12 protein-coding genes are annotated in these 16,750 nt (G+C 43.3%); 7 read left to right on the plus strand and 5 right to left on the minus strand.

Features of this window, described 5'->3' with window-relative positions:
• Positions 1–254 precede the first annotated feature (254 nt).
• The 4 genes from H3302_RS16930 to H3302_RS16945 all read left to right on the plus strand — a co-directional run bounded on the left by H3302_RS16930 (position 255) and on the right by H3302_RS16945 (position 4,840).
• Complete coding sequence (locus H3302_RS16930; protein WP_118844983.1) at positions 255–2,693, plus strand: M1 family metallopeptidase; 2,439 nt, start codon at positions 255–257, stop codon at positions 2,691–2,693.
• Positions 2,693–3,190 carry a DUF6702 family protein gene (locus H3302_RS16935; RefSeq protein ID WP_036972575.1) on the plus strand — a complete coding sequence of 166 codons (498 nt, stop codon included), beginning with the start codon at positions 2,693–2,695 and terminating at the stop codon, positions 3,188–3,190. Before H3302_RS16930 ends, H3302_RS16935 begins: the two co-directional genes overlap by 1 nt.
• Before the next feature lie 133 nt (positions 3,191–3,323).
• The gene (locus tag H3302_RS16940) at positions 3,324–3,941 is read left to right on the plus strand and encodes an HAD family hydrolase (protein WP_036972573.1); all 618 of its coding nucleotides are present in this window, start codon (positions 3,324–3,326) and stop codon (positions 3,939–3,941) included.
• A gap of 173 nt (positions 3,942–4,114) precedes the next feature.
• Positions 4,115–4,840 carry a YebC/PmpR family DNA-binding transcriptional regulator gene (locus tag H3302_RS16945; RefSeq protein WP_036972571.1) on the plus strand — a complete coding sequence of 242 codons (726 nt, stop codon included), beginning with the start codon at positions 4,115–4,117 and terminating at the stop codon, positions 4,838–4,840.
• Between the two features lie 416 nt (positions 4,841–5,256).
• Here H3302_RS16945 and H3302_RS16950 read toward each other — a convergent pair whose 3' ends face one another.
• Complete coding sequence (locus H3302_RS16950; protein ID WP_036972570.1) at positions 5,257–7,434, minus strand: malate synthase G; 2,178 nt, start codon at positions 7,432–7,434, stop codon at positions 5,257–5,259.
• Positions 7,435–7,668: 234 nt separating this feature from the next.
• Between H3302_RS16950 and H3302_RS16955 the strand changes: the two genes are divergently transcribed.
• Complete coding sequence (locus H3302_RS16955; RefSeq protein WP_036972569.1) at positions 7,669–9,270, plus strand: isocitrate lyase; 1,602 nt, start codon at positions 7,669–7,671, stop codon at positions 9,268–9,270.
• 976 nt (positions 9,271–10,246) lie between these two features.
• Here the strand turns inward: H3302_RS16955 and H3302_RS16960 are convergent.
• The gene (locus tag H3302_RS16960) at positions 10,247–12,274 is read right to left on the minus strand and encodes a S9 family peptidase (protein WP_182396664.1); all 2,028 of its coding nucleotides are present in this window, start codon (positions 12,272–12,274) and stop codon (positions 10,247–10,249) included.
• A 149-nt stretch (positions 12,275–12,423) separates the two neighbouring features.
• Between H3302_RS16960 and H3302_RS16965 the strand changes: the two genes are divergently transcribed.
• Both H3302_RS16965 and H3302_RS16970 read left to right on the plus strand, forming a co-directional pair.
• Complete coding sequence (locus H3302_RS16965) at positions 12,424–12,801, plus strand: VOC family protein (RefSeq protein WP_065979219.1); 378 nt, start codon at positions 12,424–12,426, stop codon at positions 12,799–12,801.
• 472 nt (positions 12,802–13,273) lie between these two features.
• Positions 13,274–14,257 (plus strand): WD40 repeat domain-containing protein, encoded by a 984-nt coding sequence (locus H3302_RS16970; protein WP_036972564.1) that lies wholly within the window; start codon positions 13,274–13,276, stop codon positions 14,255–14,257.
• Between the two features lie 56 nt (positions 14,258–14,313).
• On the opposite strand, the gene H3302_RS16975 is transcribed toward H3302_RS16970, so the two are convergent.
• From H3302_RS16975 to H3302_RS16985, 3 genes are read right to left on the minus strand one after another with little or no spacing between them, the layout of a single operon-like run.
• Positions 14,314–15,171 (minus strand): aminotransferase class IV, encoded by an 858-nt coding sequence (locus H3302_RS16975; protein ID WP_036972562.1) that lies wholly within the window; start codon positions 15,169–15,171, stop codon positions 14,314–14,316.
• 2 nt (positions 15,172–15,173) lie between these two features.
• A complete protein-coding gene (locus H3302_RS16980) occupies positions 15,174–16,028 on the minus strand; it encodes a glutamate cyclase domain-containing protein (RefSeq protein ID WP_036972560.1) in 855 nt (284 codons plus the stop codon).
• Complete coding sequence (locus H3302_RS16985) at positions 16,013–16,744, minus strand: 5-oxoprolinase subunit PxpA (protein ID WP_036972977.1); 732 nt, start codon at positions 16,742–16,744, stop codon at positions 16,013–16,015. The genes H3302_RS16980 and H3302_RS16985 overlap by 16 nt, the downstream gene beginning before the upstream one ends.
• Positions 16,745–16,750: the final 6 nt, after the last annotated feature.

The following is a 16,750-nucleotide window of genomic DNA, read 5'->3' on the forward strand; positions in this document are numbered from 1 at the left end:
CCCTCTTACCTTTAAACAAAAAATAAGCAACCTCGCTATATTTTAAGTGTAATACGGGGGTATGAATTAGCACTGAACCTGTTAGGTTTGTAAAGGGGCTTTACAGTATTGTTAATAGCAGATGAAAGGATTGAAAAATACAGGCTAGGAAAGCGCGAATACTACCCTAAAAAACCCGCACTTTATCGTGATTTTATTGAAATTTTGTTAGTGATTTGAGATGTTACGCTCACGCATATTTTACAGGATTAACAATGAAAAAAGCAGTTATTACTTTGAGTGCTTTGGTATTGCCTTTAGCAGTATCAACCGCAGTCATGGGGTCGTCTGTTGAGCAAACTAAAGGCTCATTTGTTGACAAGTTCCGTCAACTTGATGAAGCACTTGCAACGCCTAACGTATACCGTAGCGCCGCGGGTGAACCCGGCGAAAACTACTGGCAACAGCAAGTAAATTACGACATTGATGTAAACCTTGATGAGAAAAAACGTCGCTTAACAGCGCGTCAAACTATCGAATATAAGAATAATTCACCTCACACATTAAAGTACCTTTGGTTGCAATTAGACCAAAATATTTTTAAATCTGATTCAATTGCCGAGATGACCGCTACTTTCAATGGTAAAACATTGCAAGGTGACCCTCAGCCTAAAGCCACTAAATTGAGCTTAGGCCAGTTACGTCGTCAGCAATTTATGGCCGACAACGAGCTAGGTTTTCAAATCGCCAATGTTAAAGACGAAGACGGAAAAGAGCTTAAAGTAACCGTGGTTGATACCTTAATGCGTATTGACCTAAATGAGCCGCTTAAACCGGGTAAAGACGTTGAGTTCAGCATGGACTTCGCCTTTAACATTGTTGAAGAAGATGCGGTAGGCGCACGTTCAGGTTATGAACACTTTGAAGAAGATGGCAACGATATCTTTTTATTAGCACAGTGGTTCCCGCGTCTTGCTGCGTACACAGACTATGAAGCATGGACTAACAAAGCATTCTTAGGAAGCGGTGAGTTTACACTGGAGTTTGGTAATTATGATGTCGAAATCACCGTTCCTGCGGATCACATTGTATCGGCAACAGGTAAGCTAGATAACCCAGGCAGTGTATTAACACGTACGCAGCGTAATCGTCTTGAAGAAGCTGAAAACGCTAAGCGCCCTGTATTTATCGTGACCGAAGAAGAAGCACTTGAGAACGAGAAAGAAGGCACCGACAAAACCAAAACATGGCACTTTAAAGCCGAGAACGTGCGTGACTTTGCATGGGCATCATCACGTAAGTTTATGTGGGATGCAAAAGGCTACCATCAAGGTGGTAAAGAACAGCCGTTAGTGATGGCAATGTCTTTCTATCCGAAAGAAGGCGGTGACCTGTGGAAGAAATATTCTACCGAAGCTGTTGTGCACACGATGGAAGTGTATTCACGCTTTTCGTTTGACTACCCTTACCCTGTGGCTCAATCAGTCAATGGCCCTGTTGGGGGGATGGAATACCCCATGATCACATTTAATGGTCCGCGTACAGAGCTTCAAGACGATGGCACCCGTACTTACTCTCAAGCTGAAAAACGTTTCTTAATTGGTGTTGTTATCCACGAAGTCGGTCACATTTACTTCCCGATGATTGTTAACTCAGACGAGCGTCAGTGGACGTGGATGGACGAAGGTCTAAACAGCTTCCTAGATGGTGTTGCGGGGCGCGAATGGGACCACACAATCCCTTGGGGTGTTGAGCCGCGTGATATTGTTGAATACATGAAGTCTGAAAACCAAGTACCCGTTATGACACAGTCTGACAGCGTATTACGTTTAGGACCTAATGCGTATACTAAACCTGCTGCTGCACTTAATATTTTACGTGAAGTGATTCTGGGTCGTGAGCTGTTTGACTTTGCATTTAAAGAGTACGCGCAGCGTTGGAAGTACAAACGCCCTACTCCTGCAGATTTCTTCCGTACTATGGAAGAGGCGTCAGGGGTTGATCTAGATTGGTTCTGGCGTGGTTGGTTCTACACCACAGACCATGTTGATATCTCGTTAGACAAGGTTTATCAACTGCGTTTAGACACAAAGAATCCTGATATCGACTTTAATCGTCTTCGCGACATTGAAGCTGATAAACCAATGCCATTATTCGTTAAACGCAATAAAGAAGAAGGCAAAAAGTTATGGGTTGAAGAAAACCCAGATGTCACAGATTTCTATGACGAAAACGACCGCTTTACAGTGACTAACAAAGAACGTAATGCGTATAACAAGTTCCTTAAGGGGTTAGAGCCGTGGGAGCGTAAAACGTTTGAACGTGCAATTAAGGAAGATAAAAACTACTATGTGCTTGAGTTTTCAAACTTAGGTGGCTTAGTGATGCCTATCTTATTAGAGCTGACCTATGAAGATGGCACGAAAGAAGAACAGTACATTCCGGCTGAAATCTGGCGTCGTAACCACAAGCACGTACAAAAGCTAATTATTACTGAAAAAGGTAAAAACTTAGTGTCTGTTACGGTTGACCCTCGCTGGGAAACAGCCGATGTTGATGTGGAAAACAATAACTACCCTCGTCGTATTATTCCATCGCGTATCGAAGTGTATAAGCGTGAGAAGAGTAAAGCGAAAGTGAGCCGTGATATCATGCAAGATATCAAAACTGAGCTGAAAAAAGACGACGAAAAAGATGCTGAGGAGCAAAAATAATGCGCTTTATAGCCATTATTTTCGCTTTATTACTGAGTGCGCCAACGATGGCGCACCAGTTAAAAGCGTCTGTGACTACGGTATTATTTAATAAACGCACTAATAACATAGAGCTAATGCATCGCTTTTATTTGCACGATACGGAGCATGCTGTTGAACATTTGTTTAATGGCAATGCCGATATCTTAAGTAACAAAGAAGATCAAAAGCGTTTTGCTGATTATGTTGAGTCACACATTGCACTGCAAACCTTAGAGGGCAAGCAACTTGAGCTTAAAAAAGTGGGAGCGCAAGTTGATGGTAAGTTCTTTTGGGTTTACCAAGAAGTTACCATCCCTGAAGGCATCAAAGGGATTCGTATGAGCAATGGCGCGTTACGTGATTTATGGCCTGCGCAGGTCAATATGGTTAATATTGAAGGCAAAGGAAAGGTGAAAACACTTACCTTTAGCCAAGATGATAACTGGCTTGAAGCTAAATTTGAGTCAATTAAATAATAACCCTATCCGATAAAAAAGGATTGAAAAAGTCTATTTTTTAATCCTTTGATCCTTTAATTAACGGTTATCGTACACTATCTTATTAATGGGTCTTAAAATTTTCCCCCAATTCTCATATACAGGGATTTATATGAATATCCATGATAACAATATACGTGGTGTCATTTTCGATTTAGACGGCACCTTGGTTTCGTCAGAACTCGATTTTTCACTGATTAAAGCGCAAGTTGGCTGCCCGCTTGAAAAAGACTTGCTAGCCTTCATAGCCGCTTTACCTTCGCCTTATATGCGCGAAGAAGCGATGAACATCGTGCATCAACATGAGCTTTTAGATGCGCAGCACTCGCATTTATTGCCAGGTGTTGCCAGTGCGGTTACTGCACTCAAAGAAAATAATATTCCAATGGCTATTGTTACGCGCAATTATGACCGTGCTGCAGCAATCAAACTTAAAAATAACCCTTTGCCAATCGAAACAGTGCTGACTCGCTCAGATGCGCCAGCAAAGCCAGATCCAAGTGCGCTCAATGCGATTGCAACGCTTTGGGAGCTTGATAAATCAGAGCTGTTGTATGTTGGCGATTATTTGTTTGATATTCAAGCGGCACATAATGCGAATATGCGTGCTTGTTTGTATGCGCCAGATGACATTCCTGACTATGCTGATCAGGCAGATTACATACTGCATCATTTTTCAGAGTTACCTAATTTAGTTGGCGCATTTCAACAAAATAAAGTGTTATGTTAAATAGCTCTTCCTTTAATTATTTCTGCATCGTTTACTTAATTTTTTACTTTCAAGGTTGTCGCCACAGTCGTTGTCTATTTTAGCGCGAACGATAAACAGACCTGGTACTAGCCCAAGCGACAATGAATTGCTAAAATATCGGCAATTATCAAATGTATTCATAGAGGCATAAGATGGGCAGAGCATTTGAAGTCCGCAAAAACGCCATGGCTAAAACGGCCAATGCAAAAACAAAAGTAAATTCTAAGTACGGTAAAGAGATCTACGTTGTTGCAAAGAATGGTGAACCCGACCCAGAAGTAAACCAAGCATTAAAACGCATTATTGAACGTGCAAAACGTGATCAGGTTCCTGCGCATGTAATCGAAAATGCCATCAAAAAAGCAGCCGGTGGAGCAGGGGAAGACTACTCTCCAGCACGTTACGAAGGGTATGGCCCAGGTAACTGTATGGTGATTGTTGACTGTTTAACAGACAACCCTAACCGCACAATTAAAGATGTGCGTTTACCGTTCACTAAAACTGACTCAAAAATTGGGACGCCTGGTTGTGTCGCGCACATGTTCGATCACTTCGCGGTTCTTGGTTTTGCTGGCGAAGATGACGAAGTGGTACTCGAAGCCCTAATGATGGCTGATGTTGACGTGACGGATGTCGAAGTAGAAGATGGCAAAGTGTCAGTATTTGCACCGCATACAGAATACTACAAAGCAAAAACAGCACTTGAAGAAGCGTTTGAAGGTATTACATTTGAAATAGACGAAATCACGTTTGTTCCACAAGTACATACAGAGATCACTGATCCAGATGATATTGCTAATTTTGAAAAGTTCATCACGATGTTAGATGACTGTGATGACGTTCAAAACGTTTATCACAATGCGATTGTCAAAAACTAATTTTAAAAAATTAGCACGTAAAAAGGGGCATTTGATAACAAATGCCCCTTTTTTGATCAATTTTTATTAGCCGATGAATGGCCATTATTCACAGTATTTATTCCGTTAAATAACAATATCAAGCTGAAAAAATACTGAATCATTGTAAGGGATAACATGAGTCGCAAGCGTGTAAGACAGCGCTCACTAACGACTGTATAGATATAAAAGATAAAGCAATACAGGCGCAATTGCCGAGCACAACTCAATACAAAATTTTTGCCATGTTATCAACGATGTATTATTGCCTCAAAATAGACCACTTAATTAAGCGAAATGGTATAAATACATGCGTTTATTGATTTTTAGACGAAAAAAAGCAGCCCGAAGGCTGCAAAGAACGACACATCAAACTCAAAAGGGAGTGAGAAAAGTGATTAATGTTGAGACTTATACTTTATACGAAACGCATGCAGTAATGGTTCAGTATAACCACTTGGCTGTTTAACGCCTTCTAAAACAAGGGCTAATGCTGCTTGGTACGCAACACTTTGTGCTAGGCTTTCGGCTGAGTCAGCCATATTGGTGTAAGCTGGATCCCCTTCGTTTTGCCCATCGACGACTTTAGCCATACGTGCCATCGTTTTACGAATTTGCTCTTCATTGCATACACCATGATACAGCCAGTTCGCCATATGCTGGCTTGAAATACGCAGCGTTGCACGGTCTTCCATTAAGCCTACATGGTTGATATCTGGCACTTTTGAGCAACCAATACCTTGATCAATCCAGCGCACAACGTACCCTAAAATGCCTTGTGCATTGTTATCAAGCTCGGCTTGGATATCTTCTTTTGATAACGTACTTGGGTCTTTCATCAGTGGGGGGGTAAGTAAGCGTGTGAGGCTTGCTTCTTTACGGTCCATCAGTGTCTTTTGACAGGCAAATACATCAATATCATGATAATGCATTGCATGCAGTGTAGCCGCAGTAGGAGAGGGCACCCACGCGGTATTAGCCCCGCTTTTCGGGTGGCCAATTTTTTGTTCCATCATCAACGCCATTTTATCAGGCATTGGCCACATACCTTTACCAATTTGCGCTTTACCACTGAGGCCTGTTGCAAGGCCAATATCGACATTACGGTCTTCGTAAGCACTGATCCAAGGTTCTAGTTTTATAGCGCCTTTAGGCAGTACGACACCTGCTTGCATTGAGGTATGAATTTCATCACCTGTACGGTCTAAGAAACCTGTGTTAATAAACACAACACGGTTTTTAGCTTCGTAAATACAGGCTTTTAAATTTGCTGAAGTGCGGCGCTCTTCGTCCATAATCCCCATTTTTATGGTGTTTGCAGGTAAACCAAGCATCTGTTCAACACGTGTAAATAGGGTATTGGTGAAGGCCACTTCTTCTGGGCCGTGCATTTTGGGTTTAACAATATTGATGCTGTGAGCTGACGAATTTTTAAGGCCGTGCGTGCCTTTTAAGTCATGCAGGGCTGCGGTACTGGTGATGATGGCATCCATTATGCCTTCAAACACATCATTCCCCTCGCTATCTTGAATTGCTGGGTTTGTCATTAAGTGGCCTACGTTACGCACAAACATCATGCTTCGCCCTTTTAGGGTCACCGTTTCGCCATTAATACCCTGATATTGGCGGTCTTCAGCTAAGCGACGTTCAATAGTCTTCCCATCTTTGTTGAATGCTTCAACAAGGTTGCCTTGCATCAAACCAAGCCAGTTTTTGTAGACATTAACTTTGTCTTCAGCATCGACCGCAGCAACAGAATCTTCGCAGTCCATAATGGTGGTTAGTGCTGCTTCAAGTACAACATCTTTGAGGCCCGCTTTGTCTGCTTGTCCAATTGGGTGATGATGATCGATTTGTAGCTCAACATGTAAGCCATTATTTTTCAAAAGAATAGCACTCGGATTTTGTGCTTCACCTTGATAACCAACCAATTGCTCTGGGTGTGCCAGACGCACTTGGCTGCTATCACGCAAGGTGATAAGTAGCTCGTTATTCACAATGGCGTAACTGGTACTTTCAATGTGTGAGCCATTGGCTAAAGGCAGCGCTTTATCAAGGAATTGGCGTGCAAAAGCCATTACTTTAAAGCCTCGCACAGGATTGTATGCAGTGCCTTTTTCTGCGCCATCGTCTTCACTGAGCACGTCGGTGCCGTACAACGCATCGTACAAGGAGCCCCAGCGTGCATTAGCTGCATTCAGTGCAAAGCGTGCATTACTAACAGGCACAACTAACTGAGGGCCTGCTGTATTGGCTATTTCGGGCTCTACGTGTTCGGTTTCAATTTTGAAACTGGCGGGCTCTGGCACCAGGTAGCCAATCTCCTCAAGGAAACGTTGGTAATTGGCTGCATCCCATACCGGCTGCTGTTTATGGTAGTTATCAATCTTGGCTTGCAGTTGTTCGCGTTTTTCTAAAAGCGCCCGATTGATAGGAGTTAACTCATTAACAATATCGGCAAAGCCTTGCCAAAACGCAGCTGGAGAAATGTCTGTACCAGGTAGCAATTGTTGTTCAACGAACTGTGCTAGCTGCTGGTCAACACTTAACCCATTTAGTGAGAGAGTGGTGGTCATAATAGTGTCCTTTAAACGGTCGTAATTCGATCAGTCATGACTCAACCATATCGTAAAAAAGGGTAAATGGCAGGCTAAATGTCATTCACCAAAAATATAGTGGCAATAACAACTATAAATTTACTAAATCCAAAAAATCGGCCTAATGTTGATTTAAGCGCTACGGAGCGAACACTTCTTAGCCACTCTCACTAACAAAAAAGATTAAATGAACCCGTTCGAAGGATTTTTATTATGACTACATATCAACGCGAAACAGATAACTTAGCGACTTTATGCCAAAGCCAGGGCAAAACGTGGCAATCAATTAACCCTGAATATGCAAGCCGCATGCGTTTACAAAACCGTTTTCGTACAGGGTTAGACATCGCACAGTATACAGCAGATATCATGCGCGCCGATATGGCAGCATACGATGCAGACCACAGCCAATACACGCAATCTTTAGGGTGTTGGCACGGTTTTACTGCACAACAAATGATGATGGCGATTAAACGTCATAATAAAACAACGAAACGCAGCTACGTGTATTTAAGTGGTTGGATGGTTGCTGCACTGCGCTCAGAGTTCGGTCCATTACCTGACCAAAGCATGCACGAAAAGACTTCTGTTCCAGCGCTAATTGAAGAAATTTACACGTTCTTAAAGCAAGCAGATGCACGTGAGCTTGATCACCTTTATAAAGACCTCGATGCGGCGAAAGCAAACGGCGGAGACGTACAAGCAGTCCTTGATAAAATTGATAACTTTGAAAGCCACGTAGTGCCAATTATTGCCGATATCGATGCTGGTTTCGGTAATGAAGAAGCAACATACCTACTTGCGAAGAAAATGATTGAAGCAGGTGCGTGTGCGATTCAAATTGAAAACCAAGTATCTGATGCAAAACAATGTGGTCATCAAGCGGGTAAAGTAACCGTTCCACATGAAGATTTCTTAGCAAAAATCAATGCGGTTCGTTATGCATTCCTAGAGCTAGGCATTGATAACGGTATTATTGTTGCGCGTACTGACTCACTAGGTGCAAGCTTGACACAAAAAGTACCTGTATCTAAAGCGCCTGGCGACTTGGCAAGCCAATATACTTCATTCTTAGAAACAACGCCTGTAAACAGTGTTGATGAGTTAAACGAAGGCGACACAGCAATGAAGCTGAATGGCCAACTATGTAAACCAACACGTTTAGACAATGGTTTATACCAATTCCGTGAAGGAACAGAGAAAGACCGCGTTGTACTCGACTGTGTAACAAGCTTGCAATCAGGCGCAGACTTACTGTGGATTGAGACAGAAAAACCAAACGTTAAACAAATTGCAGAGCTTGTTAACCGCGTTAAAGAGCACGTGCCAAATGCGAAGCTTGTATACAATAACTCACCTTCGTTCAACTGGACGCTTAAGTTCCGTGAGCAAGTATACGCTGAATGGCAAGAGCAAGGTAAAGACCTATCTGCATACCCAAGCATTGATGACAACAAAGCATTAATGGCACCAGAAATGGATGATACTGAGCTTGCTGCAGCGGCTGATGTGCTTGTTCAAAACTTCCAACGAGATGGTGCGCGTGAAGCCGGTATTTTCCATCACTTAATTACACTGCCGACTTACCACACTGCGGCGCTAAGCACAGATATCCTATCAGAAGGTTATTTTGGTGACTTAGGAATGCTAGCGTATGTTCGCGATGTTCAACGTCAAGAAATCCGTCGTGAGCAAGCGTCAGTGAAACACCAAGACTTAGCAGGTTCTAATATTGGTGATACGCACAAAGAGTACTTCTCTGGTGAAAACGCACTGAAAGCGGGCGGTGAAGCAAACACCATGAACCAGTTCTAACCAAGTTGTAATATTCCTTTATAGCTATTCAATAATGTTGTTAGGGGCCTTCGGGCCCTTTTTCACTTTTAGTTATCAGTCTTCAGACTCGCATCCCGTAACTCGCATCTCGCACCTCGCATCTCGCACCTCGCACCTCGTATCTCGTATCTCGCATCTCGTATCTCGCACCTCGCACCTCGCACCTCGCATCCCGCACCTCGCATCATGCACCTCGTAACTCGCACCCCGCATCTCGTATCTCGCACCTCGCACCACGCACCTCGCACCACGCACCTCGCATCTCGCACCTCGCACCTCGCACCTCGCATCTCGCATCTCGCACCTCGCATCTCAGATCAGAGTTTAACTAAGTCTTGGATCAGCCATTTACTAGCTTTTAGAAAAGACAGATCACGCTTTTACCAGCCTGCATTTTTTGGATCAGGATTTAACTACCTCCGCTATTTCTTGGTTGATTCAGTCTATTTATTGCTTATAAGTCTGGGTAAAAGGCCAAAATTGGCTTTTATAGCTGATTATGGGCGGTAATTTGCGAGGAGAACTTCGTTTATAAACCGATTTTTTACCAACTTAAACGACCTACAAACCAAAATTTTACTAACTGATGCTAGGTTTTTAGCGGCACAAACCGATTTTTTACCAACTCAAGTTATTGATATTGGCCATAAACCGATTTTTTACTAACTGATGAGGAGACTATGTCCGATATTTGAGAAATGTATGTAAGGAGTTACTTACATATGTACTGTAAAGGGGGTTTACAATAATGGTTAAGAGTAAAGTCAAAAAGTAGCAGCGGGTTTACCCCGCGTAATGGTTTTATTCATGACACGGCATAAAGCCACCGCTACTGGTATGTGCGAAACTATTTTACATTTTATGCTTTGCAAGTGACGCGATAAGTTAAACGAAACTGCGTCACGAAATCAGTTCACCTTGCGCAAATGAAACGTTCTCGCTTCGCTCGATGTTGTTAATCATTTCCACTGTTCTTATCAAACCACCATTGAATATACGCTACTTTGCTCATTAAGTTTGATGGACGAGCTGTAATGCCATGTGACGCATTTGGAATGCGTACCATTGCCGTATCAACACCTTGTAGCTTTAACGCTTGATAGAATTGCTCTGTTTCAGAAATCGGCGTGCGATAATCAGACTCACCCGTTAATAGCATAGTAGGGGTTTTTACATTACCTACATAACTAATGGGTGAGCGTTTCATATAATGCTCAATATTGTCCCAAGGTTTGCCCGGAAACCAATAATCAGCAAAGAAAGGGTAGTAGTCGGCAGTTAGTACAAAACTGATCCAATTGATAACCGGCTTCGCAACAACGGCCGCTGCAAAGCGGTCAGTATGACCCACAATCCATGCCGTCAATACGCCACCACCTGAGCCTCCAGTAACAAACAGTTTGCTTTCATCAATAAAGCCTTTAGCGATAACCGCATCGACACCTGTCATCAAGTCATCAAAGTCATTGCTTGGGTAGTTATGATGAATTGTTTGCGCAAACTCTTTACCGTATGAGTCACTGCCACGTGGGTTCATGTATAGAACGACATTGCCCTTAGCGGCAAACAACTGAACTTCAGGGCTAAAGTGAGGTCCATAGTTTGCAACGGGTCCACCATGAATTTCGAGTACCAATGGGTACTTTTTGTTTTTATCAAAGCCAGGAGGGTAGGCAATCCACCCTTGAACAGCTAAGCCATCATGGCTTGATTTAACCCAAATTTCTTCCACTTTAGCCAGCTCTTTGTTGCCAAGTGCATCTTCGTTAAGTTGAGTTAAACGATTCACTTTACCGCGTTTAATTAATGCAATATCTGCAGGGCGCTGAGTGTCAGCCAGTGTAATTGCAACATCACCGTCTTCGCTTACATCAAAATCTCCGCCTGAATACGGGCGACCAAATGCCACACTGCCTATCTTCTCGGTAATAACCTTGTGTTTACCGTTTCGAGGTTGGTACGCTAAATGCGTTTTCCCTTCGCTGTCATAGCTAAAGTAAATGCCTCTACTGTCATCATCCCACTTAATTTCTTCAACGCTACGGTCAAGGTCTGTTGTTAAAACTGAGGTCTCACCAGACTTAAAATCAAGAAGGTAAATGTCACTGTTTTCATAGTTTGTTTTTTTATCATCGTAGCCTGTGTAGGCAAGGTATCGGCCATTGGGAGAGACTGCTGGTCGTGAGTCAGGACCTACCCGGTCGGTCACCTGTGAAATTGATAAGTCAGCTACGTTTAATTTGTAAATTTCCGAGTTAGTAGGTTTTAACTCATGATCTTCATGACGATTAGCTGAAAAATAAAAAGCATCGCCCGTTTCGTTAAAGCTAATTGAGCCGCCATGATCAAAGTTACCAAAGCTCAGCTGACGCGCGTTACCGCCAGTTGCACTGATCATGAAAAAATGGCGATAGCCCGCCTTTGTATAACCACCCCCATCGGCACGGTAATAGACGTCATCAATATATTTTGCAGGCTCCGCCCACTTAGCGCCTTCAGGCTTGCCCGGTAAAGATACAGGGCTGGCTGATTTTTCAGAGACAAATTGGCTAAACACCAAATTTTTACCATCTGGCGTCCATGTTAAACCACCCGGACTTTGCGTTAGGTTACTAATTTTTGCGACATTCCCTGTTTTTAGCCACTTAACATAAATTTGGCTACTCCCATCACGGGTAGAAATAAATGCCAAGCGAGTTTCGTCTGGCGACAACACAGGTGAGTAATCCATATGTACGCCGGATGTAAGCGGTAGCATTGTTTTACCATCAGGATTAACCGACCAAATATTACTGACTTTGCGATCGGTTTTAATGTCCATTCGGTTTCGTACGAAAAAAATGGTCTCGCCATTTTTTGTCATTTCTAATTGGTTCGCGTATTCAAGATCGAAGACATTTTCAAGTTGGAATGTGTTGCTAGTTTGTGCGTGGCTATAAAAGCTGGCTACAGCAAGTAACGCCAAAGACGCTTTGAACTTCATAATGATTCCTTGTTATTGGTCGGTGTATATTCTGTTATAAAGTAGCAAACCATAAAAATATAGTTCATTGCGATGAATGGAAAAATCAATAGACAGATGCCCAATTCCCTTCTATGTTGAACACACTATTTTTTCTTAAGGAGCAGAAAATGATTGGTTACATAATGTTAGGCACGAATAACTTAGCTAAAGCGGTGAAGTTTTATGATGAACTTTTTTCTACTTTAAACGCTGAGCGCTTTTTAGAAACTGACCGCTTTGTGGCATGGAGCACAGGCCAAGATAAACCAGGCTTTGCAGTTACAAAACCTTATAATGATGAAAAAGCCACTGTTGGTAACGGTACGATGATTGCGATTGCCGTTGAAACACCAGCTCAAGTTGATGAGTTTTATAAAAAAGCCATTGAACTCGGTGGAACAGATGAAGGTGCTCCGGGTCCTCGCGAAATGCCCGGTTTCTATGCCGGTTACTTTAGAGACCTAGATGGTAATAAACTTAATGTGTTTTGTTTTACACATGGGTGAGGAAAGTGAGCAGGCGCTAGGCACTAGAAAATAGGGCCTAGCAAATGTAGCAGCGGCTTTTGTTCGGCGCTAAAGCACCTCCTACCTCGCACCTCGCATCTCGCACCTGCAAGATTGCACAACTGGTGATGGCCTCGCGCGAAATAAATTTCACGCCTACAAGAAAATCGTGGGGTTACCTTAAGCTGTGATGAAGCGGCTTTTGTTCGGCGCTAAAGCACCTCCTACCTCGCACTTCGCACTTCGCATCTCGCGCCTCGCATCTCGCATCTCGCATCTCGCATCTCGCGCCTCGCATCTCGCACTTCGCACTTCGCACTTCGCATCTCGCGCCTCGCGCCTCGCATCTCGCACCTCGTAACTCGAATATCTAACTGAAAGCTGACAGCTAAAGTCAGAACTCCTACACACTTCTACTTATTTTTATTACACTGCTGCTATACAAAATAATTATAAAAATAAGAGTAGTAGTATGACGTCGAAATTGCTTAAATCGCTTTCTTGTTTATTTGCTTTAAGCCTTGTGGGTTGTGGTGGGGGTGAGGTGTATACCGCGCCAGCAAAGGATGAATTTGCTCATGGTGATGAGTTATTAAGTGCCGCAGCATTGACTGAAGATGCCAGTCACTCTCTACTCGCAACTGAGTCTAAAGTGTGTGTTTGGGATAATCAGTTAAAAGCACGTCTATACGATTGCATAACAGGGCAGGGCGCTGAGCATATAGAGCTTGCGGGCTTTAGTGCTAACAAATCGCGTTTTTATATTTCTAATCGTTTATCGGTGACCTTATTTGATACCCGCACGGGTCGAAGTATTGGCTCTTGGCTAACAGGGCAGGAGATAGCCAGAGATATCGCTATTTCAGCGTCAGGCGATACATTAGTGATTGCTTATCGTAGCGGCAAGGCTGAGGTAATAAATACCCGTACGGGCGATACTAAGCGCTTTGACATTCATCGTCTTGATATTAATAGCGTGGCGTTGTCGGCTGATGGGCTATGGGCGTTTACCGGCTCGAGCGACAAATACGTTAAGCTTTGGTCAACGAGTGATGGCAGTACACGCTTTGAACAGCGTTTAGCTACTAGAGTGAATCGCGTCACCTTAAATAAAGCAGGCACGTTAGGCTTTGCAATCGACTCGGTCGATGACCGAATTTTCTTTGATTTAGCCAATAAAAAAGAGCTTGCTGAGGTAGCCTCATACTCTAACTTTATTGAGTTCACCGCATCGCAATTTATCAATCAAGACAAATGGCTATTAACGGGATCGCCAAAAATGAAGATGCGATTATACCGTGTTGCTGATGGCGAGCTAATCGCTGAATATGAAGCAAAACAGCAGCGCCAACGTACCTCGGTGCTGAGTGTGGCTTACGATGGTACGCAGTTGTATTCAGAAACCAGTGACGGTCTATTACAGGCTTGGCCGTTTGAGCCAAAAAGCAGCAAATAGCAGATAAAACAAAAACGCCTACTTTAAGTAGGCGTTTTTTAGATTTCTAATTTTAACTAGTAATCAAATTTATGCTTGGTAAACAAGCTTTGTACTTGTTGCCATACTGCACCCGGTTTACCGTCACCCACCAATTTACCGTTCACTTTTACCACTGGGCCCACTTCTTTGGTGGCGCTGGTGATCCACACTTCGTCGGCATCGAGTAGCTCATCTTTGCTTATAATGCGCTCTTGCACCTTAAAATCACTGTGGCTGTGTAAAATATTGATAATTAACCAGCGAGTGATTCCTGGTAAAATTTGGTTATCAAGTGGTGGAGTGCTGATCGCCCCCTCTTTTACAATAAACACATTACTTGAACTGGCTTCGGTAATTTCTTCTAAGCGGTTAAATAAAATCGTTTCTTTGTTGCCCGCTGCTGCGCCATGTTGGTAATGCATAACATTGCCAAGCAGCGCTGTTGATTTTATATGGCAGCGTTGCCAACGACGGTCTTGCTCAAGTGATACCGTGTACGTTGTTGCACTGTCGACATCGCTTTTGGGCTCTGCAGGAATTTCAAAGGCAAAGGCGAATACGGTTGGCGTGATATTGCTTGGGTAGCCGTGGGCGCGTTTTGTGTCGGCACCACGACTAACATGCAAGTAAATGCCTAGGTTATCACCATGGTTTTTTTCGCATAAGTCGTTACAAATTTTACGCCACGTATCAGCACTGTAATCTAGCTTTATTTCGAGCTCATTTAAGCCGTTATTCATGCGTTCGATATGCGCACCAAAGCCGAGCATTTTACCGTTGTAAGATGGGATCACTTCATAGATGCCATCGCCAAATAAAAAGCCGCGATCCATTGGTGAAATCTTTGCTTCATCAGCACTTAGGTATTCACCGTTTAGGTATACCGTACCCATTGTTAAACCTCATTCTGTCTAGTAAGTTGGCGAAGCCGAGTTATTAATTGTTGGCCATGCATTGCATGAAGGCCGTCTTCAGTGAGCTCGTTTTTATGGGTAACACCATCCACACTGCCGCGCTCACTCAGGTATTGCAAAATGTTCAAAGGCTCTATATCAGCCAAAAAATCGGTGTTATGCCAGCGGCTTAAAAATGCGATAAGGCCATAGGCTGCCCAGTTAGATACATCGGCAAGTAGTAATTCATCGCAAGGCGTTACACTGGGTGTTATGTTGAGCCCATGCATATGCTTTGCAAGATTACCCATGCCAATTTCGTTGCCACCATCGCCTATTGCTATGGTTGGGCAGGTTGCTTCTGTTATAAAAAAATCAAAACAGCCACAGTGCTCCGAAATATCGATACCACGCATATTGTAATAACGTTGATGCTCATTAAGCCCCGGACGTTCGATTGACAGTACGCAATCTGGCTTTAATTGCTCAAGCGCTTTAATGCTAAAGGTGCGGGCATTTTCTATACTGTTAATCGGCAATTCAAAACAGTTAAAATCGTTTTTTAATGCGCTGTAAAGGGGGTTGCCAGTGACTAAAATGGGCTGTTTTCCTAGCTTGTCTAACACGCTATAAAGTGCAATTGCACCAACCGGGCCATCGGTTTCAAAGGTGTTATTAACCGCAAATCCAGTGCCAATTAATACCGGTCCATTTGCTTTATGTAATGCCTGAGCTGCGCGTAAGTACGTGCCGGTGCTTTGCATTGCGTATAAATGCTGCATACCACGTGGATTTTGTTCAACCATCATGGTTTCAATTTGTCGGCTGAGGGCTTCGTCGCTTAGGCTTGCTGACATAATGTTTTAATCTCTTGAATTAGGGCAATGCCTGCTTCGTTATCACCATGCACGCAGAGGCTATCTGCATTCAGCGTTAACTGTTGACCGCTTCGAGTGGTCACAGTACCGTGTTTAATCAACTGTTTAACTTGTGCGATTAACGCGGGCTTGTCGTGTACACTGCCAGCAAGGTTACGTGACACAAGTGTACCTTCGTCGGTGTATTGGCGGTCGGCAAATGCCTCTAAAATAAGTTCTAAATTGAGTGCGCTTGCGTGTTCTTTGTGTTTATCTGCTTGATTGGTAGCTAAAATCATTAATTTTAATGACTTTGGGTAACTTGCAACGGCACGCATTACACTCTCTAAAATACGCTCATCACGCATCATGTCATTGTAAAGCGCGCCATGAGGTTTCACATAATTAAGTGTTAAACCATGGACTGCTGCCATGCCATCAATCGCCGCTATTTGGTAATGCAGGCAATTTATCAATTCTTTAGCGCTCATAGCCATTGAACGGCGACCAAAACCTTGTTTATCGGGGTAGCTTGGATGAGCGCCAACAGTGACATTATGCTGCTTGGCAAGGGCCAATGTGTTTGCCATTACATCGGCATCACCCGCATGAAAACCACAGGCAATATTGGCCATATCAATATGTGGCATTACTTGCTCATCAAGGCCCATTTTCCACATGCCAAAGCTTTCGCCTAAATCGCAATTAAGTTTCATGCTCAT

This window comes from Pseudoalteromonas sp. MT33b (genome assembly GCF_014117385.1).
GTDB lineage: Bacteria > Pseudomonadota > Gammaproteobacteria > Enterobacterales > Alteromonadaceae > Pseudoalteromonas > Pseudoalteromonas lipolytica.